Source organism: Saccharothrix stipae (assembly GCF_054781895.1).
In genome coordinates this window covers 34,550-57,983 of the sequence record NZ_BAAGTN010000011.1, presented here as the reverse complement: position 1 = coordinate 57,983, position 23,434 = coordinate 34,550, and the positions used below count along the sequence as shown (strand labels likewise).

Below are 23,434 nucleotides of genomic sequence, written 5' to 3'. Positions count from 1 at the left end.
ATCCACACGTTGGCCGGCGACGTCACCGTCGACATCTCCGCCGGCGCATCTGACGCACTGCCCCTGCCGCCGCCGGTCCCCTCGCGACGACGGACGATCCTCACAGCGCACGGCCCGACCGTGCGGCTGATCGGGGCCAGTATCGCCTTGGCGATCCTGGTAGTGCTGCTGCGCCACCAGGACGACACCTCCGCACGGTCAGCCGAACAGGCCACGGTCACCGCTACAGCGACAACCCTGGTCCGCACGGTGCCCACCACCTCGGTACCCGCCACGATCACACCGACACCGGCGCCTGGCGCGATCCCACCACAGCAGCCAAGTCAGGATCACCTCGACCGGCTACCGCTCGCGGTCGTCGGGCAGGTCCTGGCGCACGCACCGGCCGATCCCGACCCGACCGGTGACCCCGGCACCGACGTACTCCATCCGACCGCCGCCACCGCGGTGTACAACGCACCCGGCGGGCAGCCGTTCGCGCGCCTGCCGCCCAGACAAGTGTTCACCCCGACATGGGTGCCGATCACCGAACGCCAACCGGGTTGGGTGCGCGTGCTGCTGCCGACCCGCCCGCTCGACGGCGGCGTCACGCCTACCGGCTGGATCCATCTCGACGACACGCTGCGGCTGTCCCGGACCGGCCACAGAGTCGACATCGATCACGTCTCTGGCAGTGTGGCGGTGTTCGCCCAGCTCGGTCGCGTCACGACCAACGGAACACCACCAACCGCTCCCCCACCCACAGCAGGCAAACCACGCACGTTCGTCGCGATCGCGGCCCGCACCACCGGAGGTGGGTGGCTCACCCGCATCTGGCTGCCCCTGGTGGTCAGTAGTGAACGCATCTGCACGAGCCTGCTCGGCGCCACCAGCGTGCCCGGCTTGCCGCCCATCTCGCCGCTGGGCCACCTCGACACCCAGAACTGCCTCATCACCCCCGACGAGCTGCGCGGCGCGTTGGCTGAAGTCCCCGCGGGCACGATCGTCCTGCAACGCTGAAACGTCCTGACGGGCCATCGTGACGGACACCTGGTGCGCACAGCGTCCGCTGGAGCCCTTCGTTCTCAACCTCGGGTGGTCCGCATCATCGGTGCGGACCACCCGAGCGACGGTTCCTCCGGTACAGCTTCCGCGAACCCGCCGCGACCGTCCCGGACACTATTGCCCGGACAACCCGCCGCAGCTCCGCCCCACACCGTGAGACGACCTTCCGTGACAACGACAGGCGCATACGAACGCGCCGGTCGCCTCCACGATCCGTCTCCAGCAGCCCTGATCCGGTGTCTCGCTGCTCGTGGAACGGCATCCTCCAACCCGACGAGCCGGACGGTTCTCACTGCGGCCGGGCACCCGACCACTCCGACCACACAGGCCCCAGCGTGTACCGACCGTGATCCCTTTCCAAGGCACGCAACCTCACCAGAGCCTTGGCCAAGCGGTGCGTCGTCGGCAGCGGCAGCTTGACCGCGAGGCTCATCTCGGTCAGGTTCATCGGCCGGTCCTGGTTGGAGACAACCTCCAGCATCTGAAACGCCCGCTCCAGCACCGAAGACCGACTGCCGTTACCCGTCGCCGTGTCTTGATCCGCCGGGCCGTCGGAGACCTGTGGTTCGACGTACCGTTCTCGCAAGGAACGGTCTGGCCACAGGGATCCCCGTTCCCGTCGGTCGTCGCTCAACGACACCTGCTTCCCCTCCCTGGCCTGTCGCGCGGCAGCCATGCACCTCGCAGGCGACGAACTCGGCGCGATCATGCGCACGATGCCGTCGTGGCGACGCTCGCCCTTGTCACGAACCGGTTCATGCCTGGGAGCTCCCACCTGGTGATGACGGTTGTGGCGTCGCCACCGGGTCCCGTCACGCGACAAGGATCGAAGGCCTGTCCAGTGCCACCTGCACGTCACTCACGCGTGCGACCCCGGTCTTGGTGACCGAGTCGCCGTGTACCGACAAGCATCGTGACTGCCAGCCTCACCAGGCATCAGGGCGAACCCCGCAGTCAGCTCGAACCCGCGCAAGTGCGGATGACCTTGAGACGCCAGGTCCACCAGCGGGTAACCACATCGTTACCGACGGTACATGCCTCATCACCGGACGCACCCAACCGGGGCAGGACCCTCCACCCGATCAGCGCAGCACTGTCGAGTCACCATCGTCAATTGTCAAGTTCCGGCCGAGCCAGCGCAGTTAAACGGGCCAATTGAGCCGCACAGCCTTTAATGGGTGGCAGATGTGCTGCCCTCACCACCGCCGAGCCCTGGTGCGAATGGTCACGTTTCGTCGGGGTGCCGCCGCGACGTTGCGGAACGGCCGCCCAGTCCAGGTCGGGTGTCGTACGGTGCACTGTATGGGCACGTCGTTTGGGGCCGCAGCATCAGACCAGGACGGCAGCATCGAGACGCGGGACGCCTTCGTCGGCAGGCGTAGACAGCTGACCGATCTGAGGAATGCGATGAGCGGATCCCGACTTGTCACGCTCTCGGGTGGTCCTGGTGTGGGCAAGACCAGGTTGGCCCAGGAATACGCCAAACTGGCGCAGTCCGCCTACGAGCACGGCGGAGCGTTCGTCGATTTGCGCCGAGTGCCTGCCGGGGACACCGCGTTGCTGGAGCAGGCCGTGGCATCGGCGGTACGGCTGCCCAGCCAGTCCGCCCGGGATCTGCGGACATCGCTGATGGCGTTCCTGCGCGACCGTCGAATGCTGCTCATCCTGGACAATTGCGAACACCTGAAGGAGGACGTGGGCGGCCTGGTGGACACGCTGCTGCGCGGGGCGCCTCAGCTGCGGGTGCTGGCCACCAGCCGCGAGTTGCTCGGTCTGATCGGCGAAATGCTGATCATGGTGCCGCCGCTGGAGCTGCCCGACGAGGACGGGCCGCTGAATCCGAAGGTGGAGGCGGTTCAGCTACTGGTCGAACGCGCACACGCGGGAGTGCCCGGGTGGAGCCTGACGGAGCAGAACTGGCCTGCGGTGCGACTGATCCTGCGCAGTGTCGGCGGACTGCCGCTGGGCATCGAGCTGGTGGTGGGGCAGATGAGATCAGTGTCGCCGGAGGCCATCGCCGCCCGGCTCGACCGATCGCCGCACCAGCAGGCCCTCAACGAGCTGATCGGCCCCAGCTACAGGGTGTGCGAGCCGGCCGAACAGCTGCTGTTGGCGGCGCTGTCAGTGTTCACCGGCCCGTTCGATCTGGAGGCCGCCGAGCAGGTGTGCGCCGACGAGAAGCTGCCCGAGCGCGCAGTCGCAGAGGCCTTGGCCGGCTTGGTCGACAGGTCGCTCGTCGTGCCCTCCCCGTCCCGCACCCACTACACCTTGTTGGAACCGGTCGTGCAGTTCGCCGCGCAGCGACTACACGAGTTACCCGACGCAGCCGCTGCAGTCCGGCAGCGGCACCGCGATCACTACCGGCACGTCGCAGCGCGGCATGCCGCAGGGTGGCGCGGCGGGAACGAGATGGAGGTACTGCGCGCCGTCGAAGTCGACATGCCCAATCTGCGGGCGGCACTTGGGGCGCTGCTGGCCGATCCCGCGTGCGCCGGGCAGGGCCTGGAGATGGCCGTGGACGTGGCTCGGACTCGCTGGTGGACGTACTCCGGACGTCTGCCAGAACAGTCGTTGTGGCTCAACCGCGCCCTGCAGGCCACCCCGGCGGTCGCGTCGGTGCTGCGGGCGAGCGCGATCGCGCTCGACGCGTGGATGATGTTGTGCCTGGGGGAAGGCCGCGAGGCGGTGCTGAGGCGCATCGCCGATGCCGAGGCGATGGCCCCGACCGACGAGCAGGTAGCCGCTCTGTTGTTCATCAAGGGGGCTCAGGTCGCCCTGCTCGATGGCGACCGCAGTGGGATGGATTTGCTGCGCCAGTCGCATCGCCTGTGGCTGTCCTACGGCCCCGATGCTCTGGTCGACGCGCACCTGACCGAGACGCTGCTGACGATCGGGTCGGTGCTCGTAGAGGACGCGGAGGAAGGCCGGCGGGCAGCACAGGAGTTCTTGGCCGGCTGCGAGCGGCTGGGCGCCGAATGGGGCATGGCATGGGCCCGTTGGTGTCAGGCGGTGGCACTGGTCCGGTTCGACGACGAGCCGCGCGCGGCCGTGCGAGTACTCCTCGACGGTGTGCGTGGTCAGCAGCGGATCAACGACCGGTGGACCCCGCTGTTCACCCTTCCTGTGCTGGCCTGGGCGTTGGCCCGCTGCGGGCGACGCTCCGCCGTCGCCGCGGCCCGACTGCTGGGCGCGGCCGACGGCCTGCATCAGGCGACCGGCATTCAGCTCTCCCGTGATCTGAGGGTTTTCGCCCTGGTGCAGGAGAACGCCGAGGCCGCAGTGGCCCAACACCTGTCCCCCGAGCAGTACGAGCAAGCCCGTGACGTCCGAGTGGGCACCGTGGACGACGCCGTGGCGCTGGTACTCAACGGCCGGTACGCCGATGCGCCCGACGACGAGGACGAGTCTGCGGCCGACCGGCCTGCCTCGAACAAGCCCGCAGGCGGCGAGTTGACGGAGAGCGAGCCAAGGCTCACCGCCACCGAGAACGAGGTCGCCAAGTGGCTGATCCAAGGCCTGGGAAACAAGGCGATCGCCGACAAGCTGTACATGAGCCATCGGACGGTGGAAAGCCACGTGCGCAGCATGCGCGACAAGGTGGGCGCGGCTAACCGCGTCGAGCTCGCCACACGCCTTATCCAGCGGCGCGAGGACCACTGACGTCAAACTCACGACCCGCCCAGCCCTACGGGGACGCGCGGCGAAGGCGGTTCACCCGGTCAGGACGACGTCGACCTCGGCGAACCCGTTGGTGACCAGGTACGGGTTGCGTGGCATCTCGTGCACCGCGATCGCCGGACGTGAGCGCGGCCAGCGCGAGAGGACCTCCTGTACCGCGATCTCGGTCTCCATCGTGGCCAGAGGGCTGCCCACGCAACGGTGCCACCCCAGGCCGAAGGTCAGGTGCGACCGGGCGGGGCGTGGCCGGAAGGGCAGGAACCGGTGCGCGTCGGCGCCGAACGCCTCCGGATCCCGGTTGGCCGAGCCGAGGTTGACCATCACCAGTGCGCCCGGTGACAGCGTCACGCCGTCGCCCAGGTCGATGGGCTCGCGGACGAGGTAGTGCGGGATGTTGCGGGTGGGAGGGTCCCAGCGCAGGCTTTCCCGCACCACGTCGGGGATGGACTCGGGGTTTGCGGCGACCGCGGACCACTGCTCGGTGTGCAGCAGCGCGGCCAGGGTATTGCCGATGGCCGCGGTGGTCGTCTCGTGACCGGCCAGCACCATCAGCACCGCGGTGGTCAGGACCTCCTCCGGGGCGAGTCGGTCCTCGCCGCCGGTGTGCACCAACGTGGACAGCAACGCCTCGTCGGGCCTGGCGCGCTTGTCCTCGATCAGCGCGGCCAGGTAGCCGACCATCGCCTCCGAGGCGGGCTGCTGCCGTTCGGGTATTTCGGTCATCATCGCCGAAGACCACCCGGCCAGCAGGCCGCGGTCCTGCGCCGGCACGCCGAGCAGTTCGCAGATCACCATCAACGGCAACGGCAAGGCCAAGGCGGCCACCATGTCGACCGGCCGGTCCGGATCCACCTCGTCGAGCAGTGCCCCGGTGATCTCGACGACGTTTTGCCGCAACTGCTGCACCCTGCGAGGGGTCAGCGCCGCCGCCACGGGGCGCCGCAGCCGGGTGTGGTCCGGCGGATCGGCGTTGATCATGCTTCCGCCGATGACCGCCGTCACGTTCGGCTCCACCCCCGCCTCGACCATGTGCTCCCTCATCACGGAGGCGATACCGGCGCCGTCCTTGGTCAAGCCCGGATGGTTGTTCAACAGCGTCCGCGCCTGCTCCAACCCGACGGTGAGGACGTGGACCCGCACACCGTTGGCCTGGCTGGCCAGATGCACCGGTCCGCTTCGGCGCGCGGCATCCTCGACCTGGTGGTGCAGGTAACCGGTCGAGTCACCGCCGACCAACCTGGCGCGGTCGACCTGGTCGTGCTCGATTCGGGTCATGGTCTGCGGCTCTCCCCTAAATCTCGGCGGTCCGGGCGGCGACGCGGTGCACCGGCAACAATGCCGCGTCCGTGCCCCGCGGCGCATCAGTGCCGACACGCGGATTCCAGTCGTCCCGGTACGGCGCGGCCAGAAGACATGCAGGCGACTTGAGCCGTCACAACGCGTGTTGTCGCTCGTCGAGTCGTCGTCCGGACCGACATGCGAGTCAGGGTCTCCTCCATTCGGCCCCAGGGCGATGCCGACAGTGATAGGGCCATTACCTAGTGCAACCCAACCAGCTTAGGCTTCTCCGCATCGATGCGGTTCACAATTGGTCTCCGGGTTTGATGCGATGTCGAGCTCGCTCCGAGTCACGAAGCTGATCTCGGACCTGGGGACATGCCCGTGGACCCATCCGGGGTCAGAACGACCGGCGCTGCCGGATCCGGCACGCAACCAACGTTTGCGCGGCGCCACGCAGGGCCGTCGTCGCAGCCTTCGTACCGGACACCGCGACGGCGCGGCGCTCCCCCGATGGGTAGGCACGACGAACAAGGGAGTGCGGATGGTCACCGGACGCGATGGTCCCACGGTTGGGAACCTCCACCTGAGACCCGCTATGCCTAACCCAGCACCGCGAGCAACTCCACCGACGCAGGAAGCGCAGTACCGACCCAGGAGCACCGTGATCCGCTCGTCCGAACCCACCCTCGTCATGGTCGAGCGTCGCGATCCCAGCAGGGACCGGCGCTACTGACCACAGACTCCGGCGCACCCGCACCGCTAAGCACCTCGCCTGGGCCGCGGTGTGGTGGGGCAACCCACGAGCCTGCCGAGCCGCTCCACCACTGTCATACAACAAACCAGGGGGACCGTTTCCATGAGCAGACCGCTAGTCATTGAGACCACCGGTGCGATAGGCCTGACCGGCGTGAAGGTTCGACTGGCCTACGACCAAGCCGATCCATACACCATCTTACTGTACGTCTGGAATTGGCACGGCAAACACTGGCTTGAATGGGTCTGCGAACGTGACCTGCTCGCCCAGGCACTCAAGTGCAACACGGACGGCACAGTTACAGGTGAACTCGACATGCTGATCACCCGCGTCAACCACCAAACCGTGAAGATCACCAAGATCACACGCGCTGAACGGCGCGAACAAACTGAGGTCGTCCTCGGTGCCGCCAAGCTGGCTTCATTTCTCGACGACACATTCACACTTGTTCCTCGCGGTCATGAACAAGTCGAACTCGACGTTGAGCAGCTACTACACTGACCTGACCCCTTCAATCGATGCCTGACCGACAGGATGCAACAAGGCACGGGATGCACTGCAGAGTCCACCATCGACAGAGCGAAACACCGGTGGAGCAGCAGCATGTAGACCGCTCCACCCATAGGCCTGCCGTGCGAGAACCGCAGCGACGTCCGAGCCGTGTGTGGATTCGCACCATCCCGAGGTTCACTCTCACAGGATGATCGACAACGGACATCATCTCCTGACGCCGCCTCCCGTCGAAGTGCGTGGTGGGATCACGAGTCGGCATGAACAACGCACCGAAGGACGAACAGCGGAACCGAACGCTGCTGGGTATGAAAGGGGCGCTGTTCGCCAATCAACGGCTGTGATCAGCCCAACGCCGCGACCAGTAACACGCCTCCGATATTGTCACCATGGCCGCCCAGAACGCAATCGGCCGTCACAGCCTAGTACCGCCAGCAAGAGGGTGCGGTTCACCGGTCAACGCCGACAGTGCGGCAGCGACCTCGTCAATGCCTGCTCGAACGTAGATAGCTGTCGCACCGTGGTGGTCCGAGGCGCTGTCGGCATGCCCTGCGAACGCCTGCGCGACGGCGTAGCCGAAGTTGCGCCTTACCCACTTTAAGGTGGTGTACCGCAGCCAGTGCGTCGAAATGCCCTGCTTGTACACTGGCTCCACGTGTTGACCTATACGCCGCCACAGGCCGTCATAACGCCTGTAGGTCAGCGGATCGCCGTTGTGATAGCGCAGCACCGGACTACTGCCGTCCTGCGCGCCCCTCAGGTGCGCGTGGTCGACCAAGTGTGTCATCAACGTCGGCGACACCGGCTGCCAGCGACTGGTTCCGCCCTTCTCATGCAACTGCACCAGACACTGCTCTTGGTCCAAGTCGTCCAGTGTCAGTGCCAGAGCACCTCCGCGGCGCGCAGCGGTCTCGACGTGGAACCGGATCAGCAACGCGTCCAGCGCCGGATCGTTGCCCGTCGTGGCAGCCGCCTCGGTGATCCGATCAACCAGTTCGTTCTCCAGGCCGCGGCGCCTTGACGGCAGCCTCTTCGGCTTCGTCACCTTCCGGGAGGGATCGTCGGCAGCGGCTATCAGTCCGTCGTCGACCGCGACTCTGTAAAGGCATCGCAATGCACCGATAAGATGCTCGGCAGCACTTACGCCGCCCCGGCCCGAGCGCCGCGTGACAGCCTTGATCTTGACTTGTTCAGCCAGATCCGCGATCTCCGACGGAAGCGGCTCGTCCAACCTCCGGTCCGACCATACCGCCAAGACCTTCTTCCAATACGAACCGTAACAGCGACGAGTGCCAACCGAAACCGTCCGCTCGACCACCGGAAGGAATTCCGCGAAAGTAGGCATCGGCGGACGATCGCTCGCATACCCAGCGAACAACTCTTCCGGCGCAATTCCCATGTGCGCAATCAGCGCACGCGCCACATCGATATCAGCTTTGGTTGCCATCGACACCTAAACCATCCGGTGACGCGGCACCCGAGTCCGGATCGTGAAAACTCCGGATCATTTGCGCAATATTCACTGAAGGGTGCACAACGAGTACGCCATCGAGCCCCGTGGCCACCATGAGTACCCGTTGCCCGACTCTTAGGCCACACAGGCGCAGCATGGCCTGTGGTAGCGCAACGCGCATGCGTCGGTCAACGAGCGGCTGACCCCCTACCGCCGCATGGGCGACCACGAAGTTCCGGCCGAGCGCGGGGACCAACAACGTTCGATGATCCCATCCGAGACTGGTCAGGATCGGCCGACTTGCCACTCTTCCACGATCATCTACCAGACCAAAAGCAAACTGCAACTCCGCCCTGCCCACCAGAGTGTGGAGCTCTCCGAGGTTGAACTTGCTTATTCTTCCACCCACCGCAATCGCGTCGACCACAGGCAGGGCTAGCGATTCTATTACTAACTCTTCGGCAGCCCGCGCAGATCCTGCTGCAGCCCGCCCGCCCCGCACTCCAACACTCACCGGTGGCAGTTTCAATAACCCTCCTGTCATCGACGAACGCCCTCGAATACGTTCGCCAGGGTAACCCAGTCACCAGCCGATCGCTAACATTTCAAGCATTGGAACAAAGGCATCCACAAGAGTTCCACGAGATCCACCAGTCTCGCCGCCGACGACCTGCCGGCCCTGCCTCGGGCTCGCTGGTGGGGTCACGTGGTGGCCGCCTTGGTGTCCGGACAAGGCAGCCGTGTTCGCCACGACGTTGGCCCGTGAACTGTGCCGACTGCGGTGATCGTGACGGCCGTGCGGGACGAATCGCACATGAACGTACCGATCCAGCTGCCGGCAAGCACCTACAGTGCGAACGACGCCAGCGTGGTCGCCGTCGACAGTGACGGCCAGTACGAAATCTTCCTGAGGTGGTACCAGGACAACGCCAAGGCCAATGCCCACTCCGGTGTTACGGGCAACACTTACATTGACGCCTACCGGCTCAACGGCACCCGACTGTGGCGCATCGACCTGGGCCGCAACATCCCATCCGGTCCGGCGCCCAATACACCCAGTTCCAGGTCTACGATGAGCCGTCCCGACACACGATCTCGACACCGGGATGCTCGCGCAGCCAGGTCTCCAGGACGGCGGCGTCGCGGCCGGGCAGGACCGCGACACGGTGGCCGGTGCGGGCGTCGATGACGATCGTTGCGTAGCGGTGGCGGCGGCGCCGGGCGAAATCGTCCACGCCGATCACCTGCGGGACCGACTGCTCGGGCAGCGGCAGACGCGGCATCGAGGACCAGGACGACTTCGTCTGAGCGGGCAGGGGTGGAACCGGACCCCGTCGACGTCGACCGGCAGCCTCGAGTCGTTTACCGGGATTCACCACATGGGTGTCGGCGTTCGACGAGGGTTACCGCCGCGATGGATCGTACGGATAATCGGGTCGACACGCGCGACGTGGTGAGCGCCGCGGATCGGGCTGGCGCGACGACGAAGGGCGGACCAGGCGATGGCCGACGGACTGCTGAAGTGGTTGAACGGTCGGTTCGCGTCGGGATCGCGCACGGACAACGTGATGACTGGGACCACGGAGGGCGACCTCACCCAGTTCCGGGACTTGCGCGTCGACCACGTCGAGGTCAAGGTCGGCGCCCCACTCCCCCGCAATTCTGCGGACTACCGGCAGCAGGTGCTGCGGATCGCCCCGAACGACCTGATCGGTCGGGAACGCGAACTCCGGGAGATGGCTGAGTTCTGCACCCGGGAGACCGGTCCGGACTACCTGTGGTGGCGTGCGAACGCCTGGGCCGGGAAGTCCGCGCTACTGGCCTGGTTTGCCCTGCACCCGCCGGAACGCGTTCGAGTGGTGTCGTTCTTCATCACCGCGAGGTTCGCCCACCAGTCCCACCGGATCGGCTTCGTGGACAACCTGATGGAACAGCTGCTCGCCATCCTCGGCGAGTCCAGGGCCGACCTACTCACCGATTCGACGCGCGACATCCACTTCATGACGACCCTCGCGGACGCCGCTGGGAGGTGCGCCCGGCAGGGCGAGCGCCTGGTCCTGGTCGTCGACGGGCTGGACGAGGACCAAGGCGTGACCGCCGACGGCGATGCGCACAGCATCGCGGCACTGCTGCCGCGGAAACCGCCAGCGGGGATGCGGGTCGTGATGTCGGGCCGGCTGAACCCACCGGTTCCCGCCGACGTGCCGCCGGAGCACCCCCTGCACGACGGGTCGATCGTCCGCCGGCTCGAACCCTCGTCCGAGGCGGCCACGATCCGGGTCGACCTCGAACGCGAACTCGACCGGTTGCTCAACGGCAACCGGACCCAGCAGGACCTGCTCGGCCTGCTCGCATCGGCCATCGGCGGCCTGACCGGGCGCGACCTCACCGAACTCACGGGGAAATCCCAGCGCGAGGTGGATCGGCACCTGCGAACGGTCACCGGGCGCAGCTTCGCCCCGGACTCCGGAGAATGTCTCGACCCGGACGCCGCCTACGTGCTGGCGCACAGCGAGCTCCAGCGGACCGCGATAAACGACCTGGGACCGGATCGGGTTGACCACTACCGCACCCGGTTGCACGAATGGGCACGGCGCTACCACGCCAGGGGATGGCCGGACGACACACCCCGCTACCTGTTCCAACCGTACTTCGGCATGGCCAGGGAGGCAGGTGCCGACGCGGTGATGACCTGGTGCGCGACCGATGCGGCTCGCCACGATCACATGCTGCGGACATCGGGCGGGGACGCCGCAGCGATGACGGAGATAACCACCACGAGGGACGTCCTGCTCAAGCAACCGGAACCGAACTTGGCGGACCTGGTGCGCCTGGCCGTCCACCGGGTGCGGATCGAGGCGCGGAACGAGCTGATCCCGGTGATGCTGCCGCGCCTGCTGGCCAGGCTCGGCGAGCCGCTGCGGGGCTTGGCCCTGGCGAAGGCCGTCACGGATCCCGAACACCGGGTCCGCGCGCTCGTCGAACTGGTGCGCGACACCGAGCCGACCGCCGTGGAGACCCGTTCCCGCCTGCTCGACCGCGTCGAAGACCTCGCCGACACGATCCACGACGAGCGCTGCCGAGATGTGGCGTGGACGAGCTTCGGCCGGCTCGTGGCCGGCACCGGCGATGTGAGTCGCGCAGGTGAGCTCATCGCTCGCACGGGCGATACCGACCGGCGTGAGCGGGCGTGGCACTCCCTGATCCCGATGATCGCCGCCACCGGCGACTTCTCCCTCGCCGAAAGCATCCTGAGAGCCGATGCCTCCCCCGAGACGAAGGTCGGCGCAGCGGCGTCGTTCGCCCGGTCGGCCACCGCCGCCGGTCTCCCCGACCTGGCCGAACTGGCCACCGGGTTCGTGAACAACCGGATCGCCCGGGACCGCGTGATCGCCGCACGGGCCCGCATGGCCGTCGCCATGGGGAGCGTCGACGAGGCCCTGCCACTGCTGCACCGCCTGGTCGACGGCAACCTCCACCTCCGCCTCGCGACATCACTCGTCCGCATCGCCTCGATGAACGGTGATCGCACCGGCGCACGAGCACTCGCCCGCACCCTCTCCGATCCCGCATCGCGGTCCCGCGCCCTGCTGCCGTTGAACTCCTCGCAGGGTTCCGGCGACCTCGACCGCGCCGTCGCGCTCGCCTGCGCCACCCGGTCCCCTGCCGACCGGGCAGCGCGTCTCATCGTGCTCGCGCCGGCCGTGGCCGCCGCCGGGGACCTCGACCGCGCACGCTCCCTGACAGACCTCGCCGAAGCCGCAGTCCGGCACATCGCCGACCGGGACGTGCGCGTCTGGACGACCTTCCGCGTCACCGATGCCGCGGCAGACCTGGAGATGACCGTGCCGGACAACCCGAGGATGCTCAACCCCGTTCTGCGAACACAGCGCGACCTCGACGAGTTGGCCGCCCTGGCGGACGTCACCGCAGGTTCCGAGGAATGGTCGACCACGCTGTCGGCGCGCGTCGACGACCTCCGCGTCGACCAATTCCCGCCGACCCCGAGGGCAGCGGCCCTCATCCGCCTGGCCGAGGTCACGCTCTCGACCGGACACCCGGACCGCGCCCGGCAGCTGGCCGGGGAGGCCGAAGCCACGGCGCGCACCGCCGGCCGGGGCGAGGACGACGAAGCACTGAGCGACCTCACCCTCAGTTTGGCGAACATCGGCGACTTCACCCGCGCGGAGGCGGTCGCCCGGTTGATCAAAGGATCAACCGTGGCGGCCGGGACGTTCGTCAAGGTCACCCACCTCGCGGTCCTGGCGGGCGACAGCCACGCGGAATCCGCCGCAGCCGACGCTCGCCGGGCGATCGGCAGCATCGATGACCGACCGACTAGGCACCGCATGCAGAAGGCACTGGAAGGGGCCTGGGAGGGGAAAGTGGACGACGGCTTCTCGCCCCAGACGAGCGGCTGGGACAGTGGATTCACCAAAGAGGTCATGCTGTTCAACTTCCGCTCCGCGGTCGCTGCCGGAAACCTGGGGGAAGCGCAGCGGTTGGCGAGCGGGATACCGAACACCCACATGAGAGCCGAAGCCATAGCGGAGCTCGTCCGCCTGCGCGTCGAGCAGGGCGAGGTCGACTACGCGGAGAGCCTGACGCAATCGATAGCCGACCCCGCGTACACGGCAAGAGTGCTGGCCGGTCTGGACGGCCTGGTCGACCCGGAGAAGATCACCGCGCTGATGATCGAGCTCACGGTCCGCGACCACTGGTCGACCCTCATCCCCCTGGCCGCTCTACCCGACCGCACGAGCCTGCTCGAAATCCTGAGCGACGAGGTGACAGCGGCATTGCGGTGAAACCGCTCCTCCTCGCCCGCGCCGCCCGACCATCACTCACCGGAACGCACCGACGGGTTCAGCCAGCCGCTGCATCCAGACTGGGCAGATGCCGTGAGGATCGCTCCAAAATTCTGTCGAGTGCACCGTCACGACGGCCAGGCACGGGCAGCAGCCGCGGCGGCGTTGATCGGCTCGCTGTGCGTGGTCCTGCTGGCGACTGAAGTGGCGGAGGGCGCGAGCGGATCACGATAGAGGATTCCGCTGCTCGCGGACATGACCGCTACTCACTGCGGATGACAAGCACTGTCCGCGCGGTTCCTACCTGTTCGGAGATAGCCGAGTCGCTCGCCGAATCCACCACGGTGCCCAGCCTCTGTCGTCCCGCTGCGACGTGATCCGTGCGTGGCGTAGGTTTCCGGCGGTCAGCGTCGGGCGATGACCCAGTTGAACAGAGCGGCTGCCGCAGCGGTGGCGCCGCAGCCGCCGAGGACCGCCTCGGCGGGATGGTAACCCGCGAAGGCGACGAGCACGCCGGTGCCGATGCCGCTGAGCGCCGCGAGCGTAAGAATCAGCGCAGCGCGCAGTCCGAGCAGCGGGGTCGGCTCGGATGAGTCGGGCTGGTTGGTGTCGGGGGTTGGCATCGGGACCTTCCAGCCGTCGCAGTCATGATCCATACGCACAGCATGCGTATGCTAATGTGAGGTACATGGAAGACGATTTCGGCGACCTCGTCAAGCGGGGGCGAGGAGCACTGGGGTGGACCCAGCGGGATCTCGCACGACGGATGGGCGTGGGTCAACAGGCCGTCAGCGCCTGGGAGCGCGGTTTGGCGCGCCCGGAGGATGCAGTCGTCGCCCGCCTTGCCGAGGAACTTCCCGTCGATTTCGCCCCGTTGCGGGGCACGGCAGGTTCGAACGAGAAGGCGATCGGCCCGGTCGGAGTGCGGCCGCCGGTCAAACCGTTGCTCAGCAAGCTGCCGCTGCACGAACTGCCGCCCGACGTCTTCGAGCAGTTCAGTGCAGATCTAGCCGCCGCTCTGCACCCGGATTCGGAGGTGCACCGCTACGGCGGTCAAGGCCACACCCAGCACGGGATCGACGTCATCGTCCGGCATCCGGACGGCACGATGACCGGAGTCCAGTGCAAACGTGAACAGAAGTTCGGGCCCGTCAAGATCACCGAAGCCGTCGGGAAGCTGATACTCGAAGTCGACCGTTGCCGGATCTTCCTGACCCGCGTCGCCAGTCCGCAGGCTCGACAGGAGATCGGCAAGTACTCCTCATGGGAGCTGTGGGACGTCGATGACCTGTCCGCAGCGGTGCGGTCCCTACCGGACCGGGATGCGGCCGTTCGGCTGGTGGACACCTACTTTCCCGGGTGGCGCGAGGCATTCCTGGGAGTGGCATCCGCCGGTTCGTGGTTGACGGCCGAGGAGTTCTTCCGGCCCTACGCCCGGGACCGCATCTACTCGCACGTCTGGCAACTCGTCGGCCGGGACGACGCGCTGGCCGACCTGCTGAGCTGGGCCGGTGACCGCGATCGGCGCGAGACGATCGCGTTGGTCGTCGGCCGGGGAGGAATCGGCAAGACCCGCCTAATGCGTGCCCTGGCCGACGAACTCGTCGAGCGGGGAGGGAACAGCGTTCGCTTCCTGGCCATGAACGCCGCCGTCGACATGCGTGATTTCGAGCAGCTCCCTCCCGACGACGGCCTGGTCGTCGTAGTCGACGACGTCCATGACCGGACCGACACGGCCACAATCGTCGCCGGTGTGCGGCGGTTTCGGCCGCGAGCCAGGGTGCTGTTGTCGTTGCGGCCCTACGGCCGGACGTCCCTGCTCGCAGATCTCCGACAGCTCGGCGTGCACCCGTCGGAGATCCCAACACGTGAGCTGAACGACCTCACCATCCCGGAGGCCGAGGCGCTGGCACGCTCCATTCTGGGTGCCGACACCGAGTCCTGGGCGGCGAGGCGGTTGGCGGAAGCTGCTCCGGACTGCCCGCTGCTGGTCGTCGTCGGCGCCAACCTGATCGCCAGGGCAATGCTCGATCCAGGGCGCCTGGAAGCCGACGAGAGTATCCGAGAGGAGGTCCTGGGCGCGTTCCGCGACGTCGTGGTCGACACGCCGGGCGGCGTCGATGCCGAACTGCGGCGAGAGGTGCTGCACGCGATCGCCGCGCTACAGCCGTTCAGACTCGACCAGCCCGACTTCCAGCAGGCTGCCTCGACACTGACCGGCAGGCCGTTCGACCACGTCATGCGGCACGTGCGTGCGTTGCAGGAGGCGGGAGTGCTGATCCGTCGCGACGAATCCATACGGATCGTGCCCGACCTGCTGGGGGATGTGGTGCTAGCCGAGGCAGCGGTGGACGGTCCCTCCGGTCTCTCCACCGGCTACCTGGAACGGGTGTGCCAGGCCACCGCGGACGCGCCGCTGCTTCATGCCATGGTCAACGCCAGCCGTGTGGACTGGCAGACCCGGAACCGGGGCGGCAGCCGCAGTCCGGCGGTCGAGGTCCTGTGGAACGCCCTCCTTGCCGCGTTCGAAGCAGGCACGGAGCACCATCGGCACCGCATCCTCGAAATGGTGCGCCAGGTCGCGGCCTTCCAACCGGCCCATGCGATGGTCATGGTTCGCACGGCACTCAGGCGTCCGGCGGGCGACGGTCGCGTCGACCGGGTGCCGGCCGCCGCGATCGACGGCGGTCTGATTCGGGAGCTTCCCGGCATCCTGCACCGCATCGCCTTGCACTTCGACCACTTGCAGGAGGCGGTCGACCTGCTGTGGTGGTTGGCGCGCTGGGACACCAGGCCGCCGCACCAGCACCCGGAGCATCCCATGCGCGTGCTGACCGATCTGGCCGAGTACACCGCCAACAAGCCCACTGCCTTCCAGGACCGGATGATCACGGCGGTGCAACGCTGGCTCCGCGAGGACGACATCGCCGAGCACCCGTACTCACCGTTCGCGATCCTGGAACCGATGCTGGCCACCGAGGCCGAGGAACGCCACACCGATGGGCTCACCCTGATCCTGCGCCCCCTCGCGGTCATCGCCGACGTGGTCCGCCCGATCCGGGACCGTGTCGTCGACTTGGCCTTCACCGAAGCGCGTGCCGACGACGTGCGACGCGCCGTGCGCGGCGTCCAAGCCCTGGAAGTCGCAATCCGCTACCCGATCGGAATGCTCGGTCGCCCGGTCGACGACACCGAACGCTCCAGCTGGACACCGGTGTTCCTTGACGTCATCGAGCGCATGGCCGAATTGGTCACCGGTCAAGGTGTGGAACCGGTAGTTGCGGTCGCCGTCCGCAAGGCCCTGGCAGGGCACGCCCAGCACACCGAGGCAGAAACCAACTCGGCGGCACGGGCAGTGATCGCGGACCTGCCCAACGACGTCGACTACCAGTTGGCCCACGTCCTGCACGACGGGTGGGGGCCATCTCTGCCGGACATGGACGACTACTACGAACACAGCCGACGCCAGCGGGACTACTTCACCAGCCTGGCTGCTGACCTGTGCAACCGGTTGCCACCCGACGAGGTCGTCGAGCAGGTTACTCAGCGGTTGGTCGCGGATCACTACGCCTACCAGGACAGCGTGGCGACACCTGTCCCGTTCGTGTGGACGTTGGCGCGTAACCACCCCGAGGTCGGTGTCGAACTCGTGAAACGGGTCGCCTCGGACTCCGCCACTGCCACCATCGGCGCTTCCGACCCGTCGGTCGTGCTACGCGAACTCGTCGCGGTCGTTCTCGGCGCCTTGACCGAGTCATCGCCCTCCGAGGCGATGAACCTGGCACGAGCGCTCCTCGACACCCCCGACCTCCACAACGCCCGTGCCGTCGCGTACGCCTTCAGTTGGGGACGCGGAAACCGTGCCACCCTGCTCGACGGCGAAGCGGAACTACTCCGCACCTTCGCCATCCACGGCGATCCCGACGTACGCAGGCTCGCCGTGTCCGCTACGCGGATGCTGGGACAACAAAACCGGGATCTCGCCAGGCAACTGGTGACCGGCGTCCGGTTCGCCGACTCGAAGGCACTCGCCAGCGAGGTGGCGGCCGTGCTCTCCACACCCGGGCCCCTGTCATGGAGGGAACTGACCGGCCCCGACAGGGCCGATCTATTCGAGCAGTTGCACGATTGCCCGTCCCTGGACGATTACCACATCACCACGCTGCTGACCGAGATGTCGGCCGAGCACTCCGGAGAGGTGCTTGAGCTGCTCATCCGCCGCGTCGAAGCCTATGAACGCAGCGACCACACCTCCCGCTACGAACCCCTGCCGTTCCGGTGGCACACGCCGTTTCGCTTCACCGACAGCACGCACTTCGAACAGCACCTGCGTCGCGTCCTGGCCTGGATCTCCGAGCACCCCGAATCCTGGATCCGCGAACGCATGGGCTCGCGGATCTTCGCCGCAGTCGCCGGAGGTTTTCACGACCCGGTTCTGAAGATTCTGTCCGATGCACTCCGATCCGGCAGTCGGGCGCACGTGCTGGCCGCCGGCATCGCACTGAGTGAGGCACCACGCGACTTCGCCTGGACTAGGACCGCGTTCGTGATCGAAGCCTTGGAGATCGCCGAGCGGTACGACGAGGATTGCGTCAAAGCCATCGGTGGTGCGCTCCACTCGGCTACGGTCCGCGGCATGCGCGTCGGCACACCGGGCAAACCGTTCCCAGAGGACGTCGAACAGCGAGACGAGGCAACTCAGGTCGCCGCAAGTTTGTCCCCCGGCTCCATCGAACACCGGTTCTATACGTCGCTGGTCTCGGCAGCCGAATCCCAGATCAGATGGCAGCTCGACCGGGATGAGCGGTTGAGCGACAGGCGTACCTGGTAGGCGCTCGGGAAAGCCAGCTGGAAAGGCCGACCACGAAATCAGTCAGCCAGGCACAGCGCGACAGGTGCCAGTTCCGGCTACGTCCGAGTCGGCGATCAGCCGGTCAACCGGTTCAGGTCGATGTCGAGGTGGCCGATCGGATCAGTGACCAGACCCGACGCTTCCTGCCGTCACCTCAGTTCGACCCGCCGGAACGCTGCACGCCCGCCCCGGCGAGCGCCTCGGGCAGTCCAGGCACATGATCTCCACCGAAGGAAAACGTTCGTGGGCAAACGGTAGCGGCATGTCCCCGGGGTGATCGCAACCGCAACGCGCCCGCCTGACCCGCCTCCGGGCGCTGGTGCCGGTCGGCAACGCGATTGTTGGCATCGGCCCGGCCGATGCCAAGCAGATGGTTGTAGTGACCGACCACGACTCGAAAGTATTGGCGCGCAAGCTCTTTCGCTGCCGCACCTGGAACCTCGGGACCGCGCTGGACTGGGCCGCGCAGCGTGCCTCGGCGGCGGGGTGACGGTGGCGTGCGAACCGACCGGACACCGGTGGCGGACCCTCGGACAGCTCGCCGCTGATCGCAGCATGCCGTTTCGTGTGCACCAGCCCATGCTCAGCTCGTGGTCACGCGTGCGGAGGACCTGACCTTCGACAGGACCGACGAGAAGGACACGGTGCTCATCGCCCATGACCGCGCAACTGCGTTGCTACGTGCCCGGACCCGTCGACGAGACATGGGGACGACTGCGGCACCTTGGTGCCCGTAGGGATCAGTTGATCGTCACGATGACCGGCCAGGTCCAGCAGATGCGGTCGCTGCTGGAGTGCGTGTGGCCGGCGGCGCTGGACACCGCGAAGCAGCCGTTCCGGTCCCACACCTGGCTCGCCGCCCTGACGGCGGTCTGCGACCGCGGCGGCGACGACCTGGAACGGACTCGCCGACTGGGCGCCGACCGGTTCGAGCGGGGCGTGCGGCGCGAGGTCGTTCGGCGGTGCGCACTCAAGCCCTCGCTGCGGATCGCGAGCAACCTGTTCGCCGTCCTGACCGACCCCACCGGAGTGATCGCGCACCGACGTAGGGCACTGGAACGGGTGCGATTCCTCCTGACCAACCGCGACCACGCCGAACGATGCCCGGCCGAGGTCGAGTCGCTGATGCCCGGTGTCGTAGACGAGGTCGGCCTGACCGCACTGGTCGGCTCGATCACCGGGCTGTCCGTGCTCGGGGCCACGGGAGAAGACGTCCGGAACGATCACCGGCCGCACCAAACTCCCCGGTCAGGGCCGCACCAAGCCTACGCCTGGCCGCCTGGCGGGCGATATGGGGAACACCACGCGCCAACCCCGTCTACAACGCCCGCTACCGGCACCTCACCGGACGCGACACCAACAAACTCACCCCCGACCCAGGGTCGACCGCAACCACGAGCAGGGCCGGGCAAGCCCCACGCGGCATGGAGACACCTCCGGGTGATCTCGCCTCTCATCACGGGCAGCCCACCCGTCCCCATACAACCCGATGACACGGTGCCGGGACCAACCCCATGCCGCTATGCAGGGAACGACGACGAACCCAGGGACCGACCGACCACTCGACCAAACGACATACGCTGATGAGAGTGCGTTGCCGATCCTCGGCCGAGACGGCGGACGCCTCGGCAGTCGGTAACGGATCATCAAGGATGACCCTTCAGAAATCCGCATTTCTGCGGTGTTGCGGCAATCGTTCGAGTGGCCATTGGGCGCGCACAGGTGAGCCCCGCTCAGAATGTTGTCCCGACGATCACAACAAGGACGCCACGCCCTGTCTTACCGATGGGTATGATTCGCCTCGGCGATCGACACGAGGTTCAGCCGCAGACCTCCTGGTAGGACACCTCCGGCACATAACGCTGCCACTCCTCGCGGGTGAGCGAGCGTCGAGTGGTGTCGCATAGGGTTCTGGCGATATCGCTGGTGTAGCCGAGATCCCACCGCCGCACCGAGTGGTCCTCGCCGACGCTGGCCAGTGCTGCACCGTTGGGGCTGAAGGCGATCGCGCGCACAGGGCGGGTATGGCCGAGGTAGGGCTGACTGATCTGACGTCGGCTGCCGATGTGCCACAACCGCACCGAGGTGTCTCCGCTGCCGGTGGCCAGCAGTCGCCCATCCGGGCTGAACGCCACCGAGTACACCGGCCCGGTGTGGCCGGTGATGGCCTCCCCGACCGGCTGGCGGTTCGTGGTGTCCCACAGCCGGATGACTCCGTCATCGGATCCAGTGGCCAGCAGGCTGCCCGTCGCGTTGAACGCCACGCCACCTACCGGGCCGTTGCTCGCCACAGTCAGCGTCGCGTCACGTGCCGGGTCTGTGAGGTCCCACAGGTGGACCTTGCCGTCGTCTCGGCCTGCGGCCACGCTCCGCCCGTCCGGGCTGAACACGACCTGCACTGCGGGCGGCCCATCGAGCAGAGTTCTCGTCCGGGTCTTCGTCGCGATGTCCCACAGGAACACCGCGGGCTTGACCTCCTTGGAGTCACCCGCGGCCACCGCGAGGGTCCGTCCGTCCGGGCTGAACGCGACCGACCAGGCCACCGCACCCGCGACCAGCCGATCGAGCTGTCTTCCGGTGCGCAGGTCCCACAGCGTCACACTGCCGCTCTGCTCGATCGGCTGGTCGCCATCCCGCCAGACATCCACGCCGGCCAGGGCCACCGTGGTGCCGTCGGGGCTGAACGCGATCGACCGAACTGTTCGGGTGATCCCGGTTGACAGGCTGCCCACTGGCTTGTCGGCATCGTCCCACAGCCGCACGCTCGGCCCTTCACTTCCCCAGTTGATCCCGGGGTTCGTGCCGGGTGAAAGCGTCACGCCGCCATCCACTTCACCGCTGAACACATCGTTCAGCACACCGCCGGCCGGTAGGCCGCGAACTCCGCTGAAGGCAGTCAGCCAGTTCGCGCCGGCCAGGCACAGGCGCCAACTGTCCTGTCCGCAGGAGAACAGGTTCCTGGCCTGCTCGGGGCTCCACCCGTAGTCGCCACCCGTGGCAAGGGTCCGGCCGTCCGGGCTGAACGCGGCAGCGTAGACCGGGCCGACGTGCCCGGTCATCGGCCGGTTCGCCCGCAGTTGACCGCCGACGTCCCAGAGCCGGACGGTGCCGTCCACGGCCCCACTGACCAGCGTGCGGCCGTCCGGACCGAAGGTCAACGAGGCGACCTGCCGGCTGTGCCCGGCCAGCGGGTTACCGACGGCTTGCCGGGTTCTCGTGTCCCACAGCCGGACGGTGCCGTCCTGGCCGCCGGTGGCCAAGGTCCCGCCGTCCCGGGAAAAGGCGACTGGCGGTGCGTTGCCGAACCGGTCGACCTCGGTGCGTGCAGGAATGGCCGGTCCGCTCTCCTGTCGCGTTCCCACGTCCCAGAACCGGATCGAACCGTCCGCGCCCGCGCTGACGAGCGTCTTCCCGGTCGGGGACATGGCGAGGGCGGGCACGACCCGGGAGGCTCCATCGGCTCTGTACGCCTTCACCGGCGCACCGATCTGGTGTTGGGTGGCGGTGTCCCAGAAGCGCAGGGTGCCATCCACCGCCGAGGTAACCAGCGTGCGGCTGTCCGGGCTGAACACCGCCGAGGGACTCACTTCGGCGGCAGTGCCGTAGTCGGCGACCGTCATGACGGCGCCGATCTGCTTCCGCGTCACCGGGTCCAGCAGCCGTACCCGCTGCTTGCCGATGCTCACCACCAGGAATCGCCCGTCCGGTGCGTACGCCTCGGCGGGAGCGGGGTGGTCGTTGGTGTTGGCGGTGGCGGGGCGGCCGTCCAGCTCCGTGGCCGCCACCCGGCGGGCGGCCACGTCCCACAAGGTGCCGCCGCTGTCGTGTGCGGCGACGGCCAGGGTACGGCCGTCCGGGCTGAACTCGACCGACCGGACCGTGCCGGAGAACACCGGCAGATCGCCGATCGGGGCACGGGTCCGGCTGTCCCACAGCCGGACCAGGGTGTCCGCCGCCGTGGCGAACGAGGTGCCGTCCGGGCTGAACGCCACCGCACCGACTGCTTGGCCGCCCGCGTCCAGCCGGGCGATCCCAGACCGGCCCCCGGCGACCAGCATGCTGGTCGCCGCCTCGGCGGTCGGGCTGACCCTGGCGGCCGCCAGGCTGAGCAGCCGGGACAGGTCCGGATCGGTGTCGCCGATCGCCTCGCTGCGCGCCGCGAGCGCCCGGGACAGCGCCTGATCCCGTTGGGTGATCGCCGCCTGGCCCTGCACGAACGCGATCAGTCCGAGCAGCGACACCAGCCCCACCGCTGTCCACCGCAGCCAGGTGGCGATCCGGTGCTGCCGGTCGTCCTCGCTGTCCAGCCGGTCCTTGGACTCGCCGTGGACCGGAGCGGCCAGCGTGGCGAGCTCGGACCGGAAGCTGCTGTTGCGGATCGACAGGCGCGGCCGGTCGCGAGCCCAGGTGAGGTCGACCCAGAGCGGTTCGGCCGCGAACCAGCCGGTCAACGCGGGGGGTAACGCGGTGGTGCGCTCCCAGTCGAAGTCCCCAGCGACCCCATCCCACTTGATCTCCCCCTCGCTGAGCACGATGAGGAACGTCTCGCGCTCCCGGTTGGCTCGCCAGTACTCGACCTCCCGCCCCACCCAGACCGATCGGGCGGCCTGTGGGGAGGCCATCAGGATGAAGTACCGGGAGGACTCCAGCGCGTTCTCGATGGTTCGCCACAGGTCCGGATTGGCACCCAGGCTGGTCTGATCCCGGAACACCCGCAGCGCCCTGGGGCGGTACCAGCGCTTGGCGAACCGATGCAGACCACGTTGCACCTCGGAGGCCAGCCGCATGTCCGCCACATGGCTGTAGGACAGGAATGCGTCATAGCCGGCGCGGTCACTCGCCATGGGAGGCCCTCCACAAAGGGATACTGACGGCTGATCGTCTGCTCCGGATGCCGATCCGCGACCACTACTTCCGAGCTGGCCGCACGCCTTACCCACCTTGTCACCGACCGACGACACGCCCATCTCCGAGGGCACTCGTGCCGGCTCTCAGACCCGTGGCATCGCCCGACGGGCTGAACGTGGGTGGACACAGCACAGTCTCGCAACACC

General features: G+C 67.6%; 12 protein-coding genes and 2 pseudogenes. 7 read left to right on the top strand and 7 right to left on the bottom strand.

Features of this window, described 5'->3' with window-relative positions:
• Positions 1–9 precede the first annotated feature (9 nt).
• The gene (locus ACYVLT_RS26410) at positions 10–999 is read left to right on the top strand and encodes a hypothetical protein (RefSeq protein ID WP_461122898.1); all 990 of its coding nucleotides are present in this window, start codon (positions 10–12) and stop codon (positions 997–999) included.
• A gap of 334 nt (positions 1,000–1,333) precedes the next feature.
• Here the strand turns inward: ACYVLT_RS26410 and ACYVLT_RS26405 are convergent, their stop codons facing one another.
• The gene (locus ACYVLT_RS26405; RefSeq protein WP_461122897.1) at positions 1,334–1,678 is read right to left on the bottom strand and encodes a helix-turn-helix domain-containing protein; all 345 of its coding nucleotides are present in this window, start codon (positions 1,676–1,678) and stop codon (positions 1,334–1,336) included.
• Positions 1,679–2,346: 668 nt separating this feature from the next.
• On the opposite strand from ACYVLT_RS26405, the gene ACYVLT_RS26400 reads away from it, so the two are divergent.
• Positions 2,347–4,704: a helix-turn-helix transcriptional regulator gene (locus ACYVLT_RS26400; protein WP_461122896.1), complete on the top strand. Its 2,358-nt coding sequence runs from the start codon at positions 2,347–2,349 to the stop codon at positions 4,702–4,704.
• A 51-nt stretch (positions 4,705–4,755) separates the two neighbouring features.
• Here ACYVLT_RS26400 and ACYVLT_RS26395 read toward each other — a convergent pair whose 3' ends face one another.
• On the bottom strand, positions 4,756–5,997 hold the full coding sequence (locus ACYVLT_RS26395; protein ID WP_461122895.1) for a cytochrome P450: 1,242 nt from the start codon (positions 5,995–5,997) through the stop codon (positions 4,756–4,758).
• Between the two features lie 862 nt (positions 5,998–6,859).
• Between ACYVLT_RS26395 and ACYVLT_RS26390 the strand changes: the two genes are divergently transcribed.
• Complete coding sequence (locus tag ACYVLT_RS26390) at positions 6,860–7,258, top strand: SsgA family sporulation/cell division regulator (RefSeq protein ID WP_461122894.1); 399 nt, start codon at positions 6,860–6,862, stop codon at positions 7,256–7,258.
• Positions 7,259–7,682: 424 nt separating this feature from the next.
• Here the strand turns inward: ACYVLT_RS26390 and ACYVLT_RS26385 are convergent, their stop codons facing one another.
• On the bottom strand, positions 7,683–8,714 hold the full coding sequence (locus ACYVLT_RS26385; protein WP_461122893.1) for a tyrosine-type recombinase/integrase: 1,032 nt from the start codon (positions 8,712–8,714) through the stop codon (positions 7,683–7,685).
• Positions 8,715–9,534: 820 nt separating this feature from the next.
• On the opposite strand from ACYVLT_RS26385, the pseudogene ACYVLT_RS26380 reads away from it, so the two are divergent.
• Positions 9,535–9,699, top strand: a pseudogene (locus tag ACYVLT_RS26380) (rhamnogalacturonan lyase family protein); the annotation flags it as partial.
• Between the two features lie 91 nt (positions 9,700–9,790).
• On the opposite strand, the pseudogene ACYVLT_RS26375 reads toward ACYVLT_RS26380, so the two are convergent.
• A pseudogene (locus ACYVLT_RS26375) lies at positions 9,791–9,970 on the bottom strand (transposase); the annotation flags it as partial.
• Between the two features lie 318 nt (positions 9,971–10,288).
• On the opposite strand from ACYVLT_RS26375, the gene ACYVLT_RS26370 reads away from it, so the two are divergent.
• A complete protein-coding gene (locus ACYVLT_RS26370; protein WP_461122892.1) occupies positions 10,289–13,528 on the top strand; it encodes a P-loop domain-containing protein in 3,240 nt (1,079 codons plus the stop codon).
• A 404-nt stretch (positions 13,529–13,932) separates the two neighbouring features.
• Here the strand turns inward: ACYVLT_RS26370 and ACYVLT_RS26365 are convergent, their stop codons facing one another.
• The gene (locus ACYVLT_RS26365; protein ID WP_461122891.1) at positions 13,933–14,184 is read right to left on the bottom strand and encodes a hypothetical protein; all 252 of its coding nucleotides are present in this window, start codon (positions 14,182–14,184) and stop codon (positions 13,933–13,935) included.
• Between the two features lie 32 nt (positions 14,185–14,216).
• On the opposite strand from ACYVLT_RS26365, the gene ACYVLT_RS26360 reads away from it, so the two are divergent.
• Positions 14,217–18,359: a helix-turn-helix domain-containing protein gene (locus tag ACYVLT_RS26360; RefSeq protein ID WP_461122890.1), complete on the top strand. Its 4,143-nt coding sequence runs from the start codon at positions 14,217–14,219 to the stop codon at positions 18,357–18,359.
• A gap of 340 nt (positions 18,360–18,699) precedes the next feature.
• Positions 18,700–18,870, top strand: a complete 171-nt coding sequence (locus ACYVLT_RS26355) for a hypothetical protein (RefSeq protein WP_461122889.1) — start codon at positions 18,700–18,702, stop codon at positions 18,868–18,870.
• A gap of 158 nt (positions 18,871–19,028) precedes the next feature.
• On the opposite strand, the gene ACYVLT_RS26350 is transcribed toward ACYVLT_RS26355, so the two are convergent.
• Complete coding sequence (locus ACYVLT_RS26350) at positions 19,029–19,607, bottom strand: hypothetical protein (protein WP_461122888.1); 579 nt, start codon at positions 19,605–19,607, stop codon at positions 19,029–19,031.
• Positions 19,608–20,200: 593 nt separating this feature from the next.
• A complete protein-coding gene (locus ACYVLT_RS26345) occupies positions 20,201–23,341 on the bottom strand; it encodes a TIR domain-containing protein (protein WP_461122887.1) in 3,141 nt (1,046 codons plus the stop codon).
• Between the last annotated feature and the right edge of the window lie 93 nt (positions 23,342–23,434).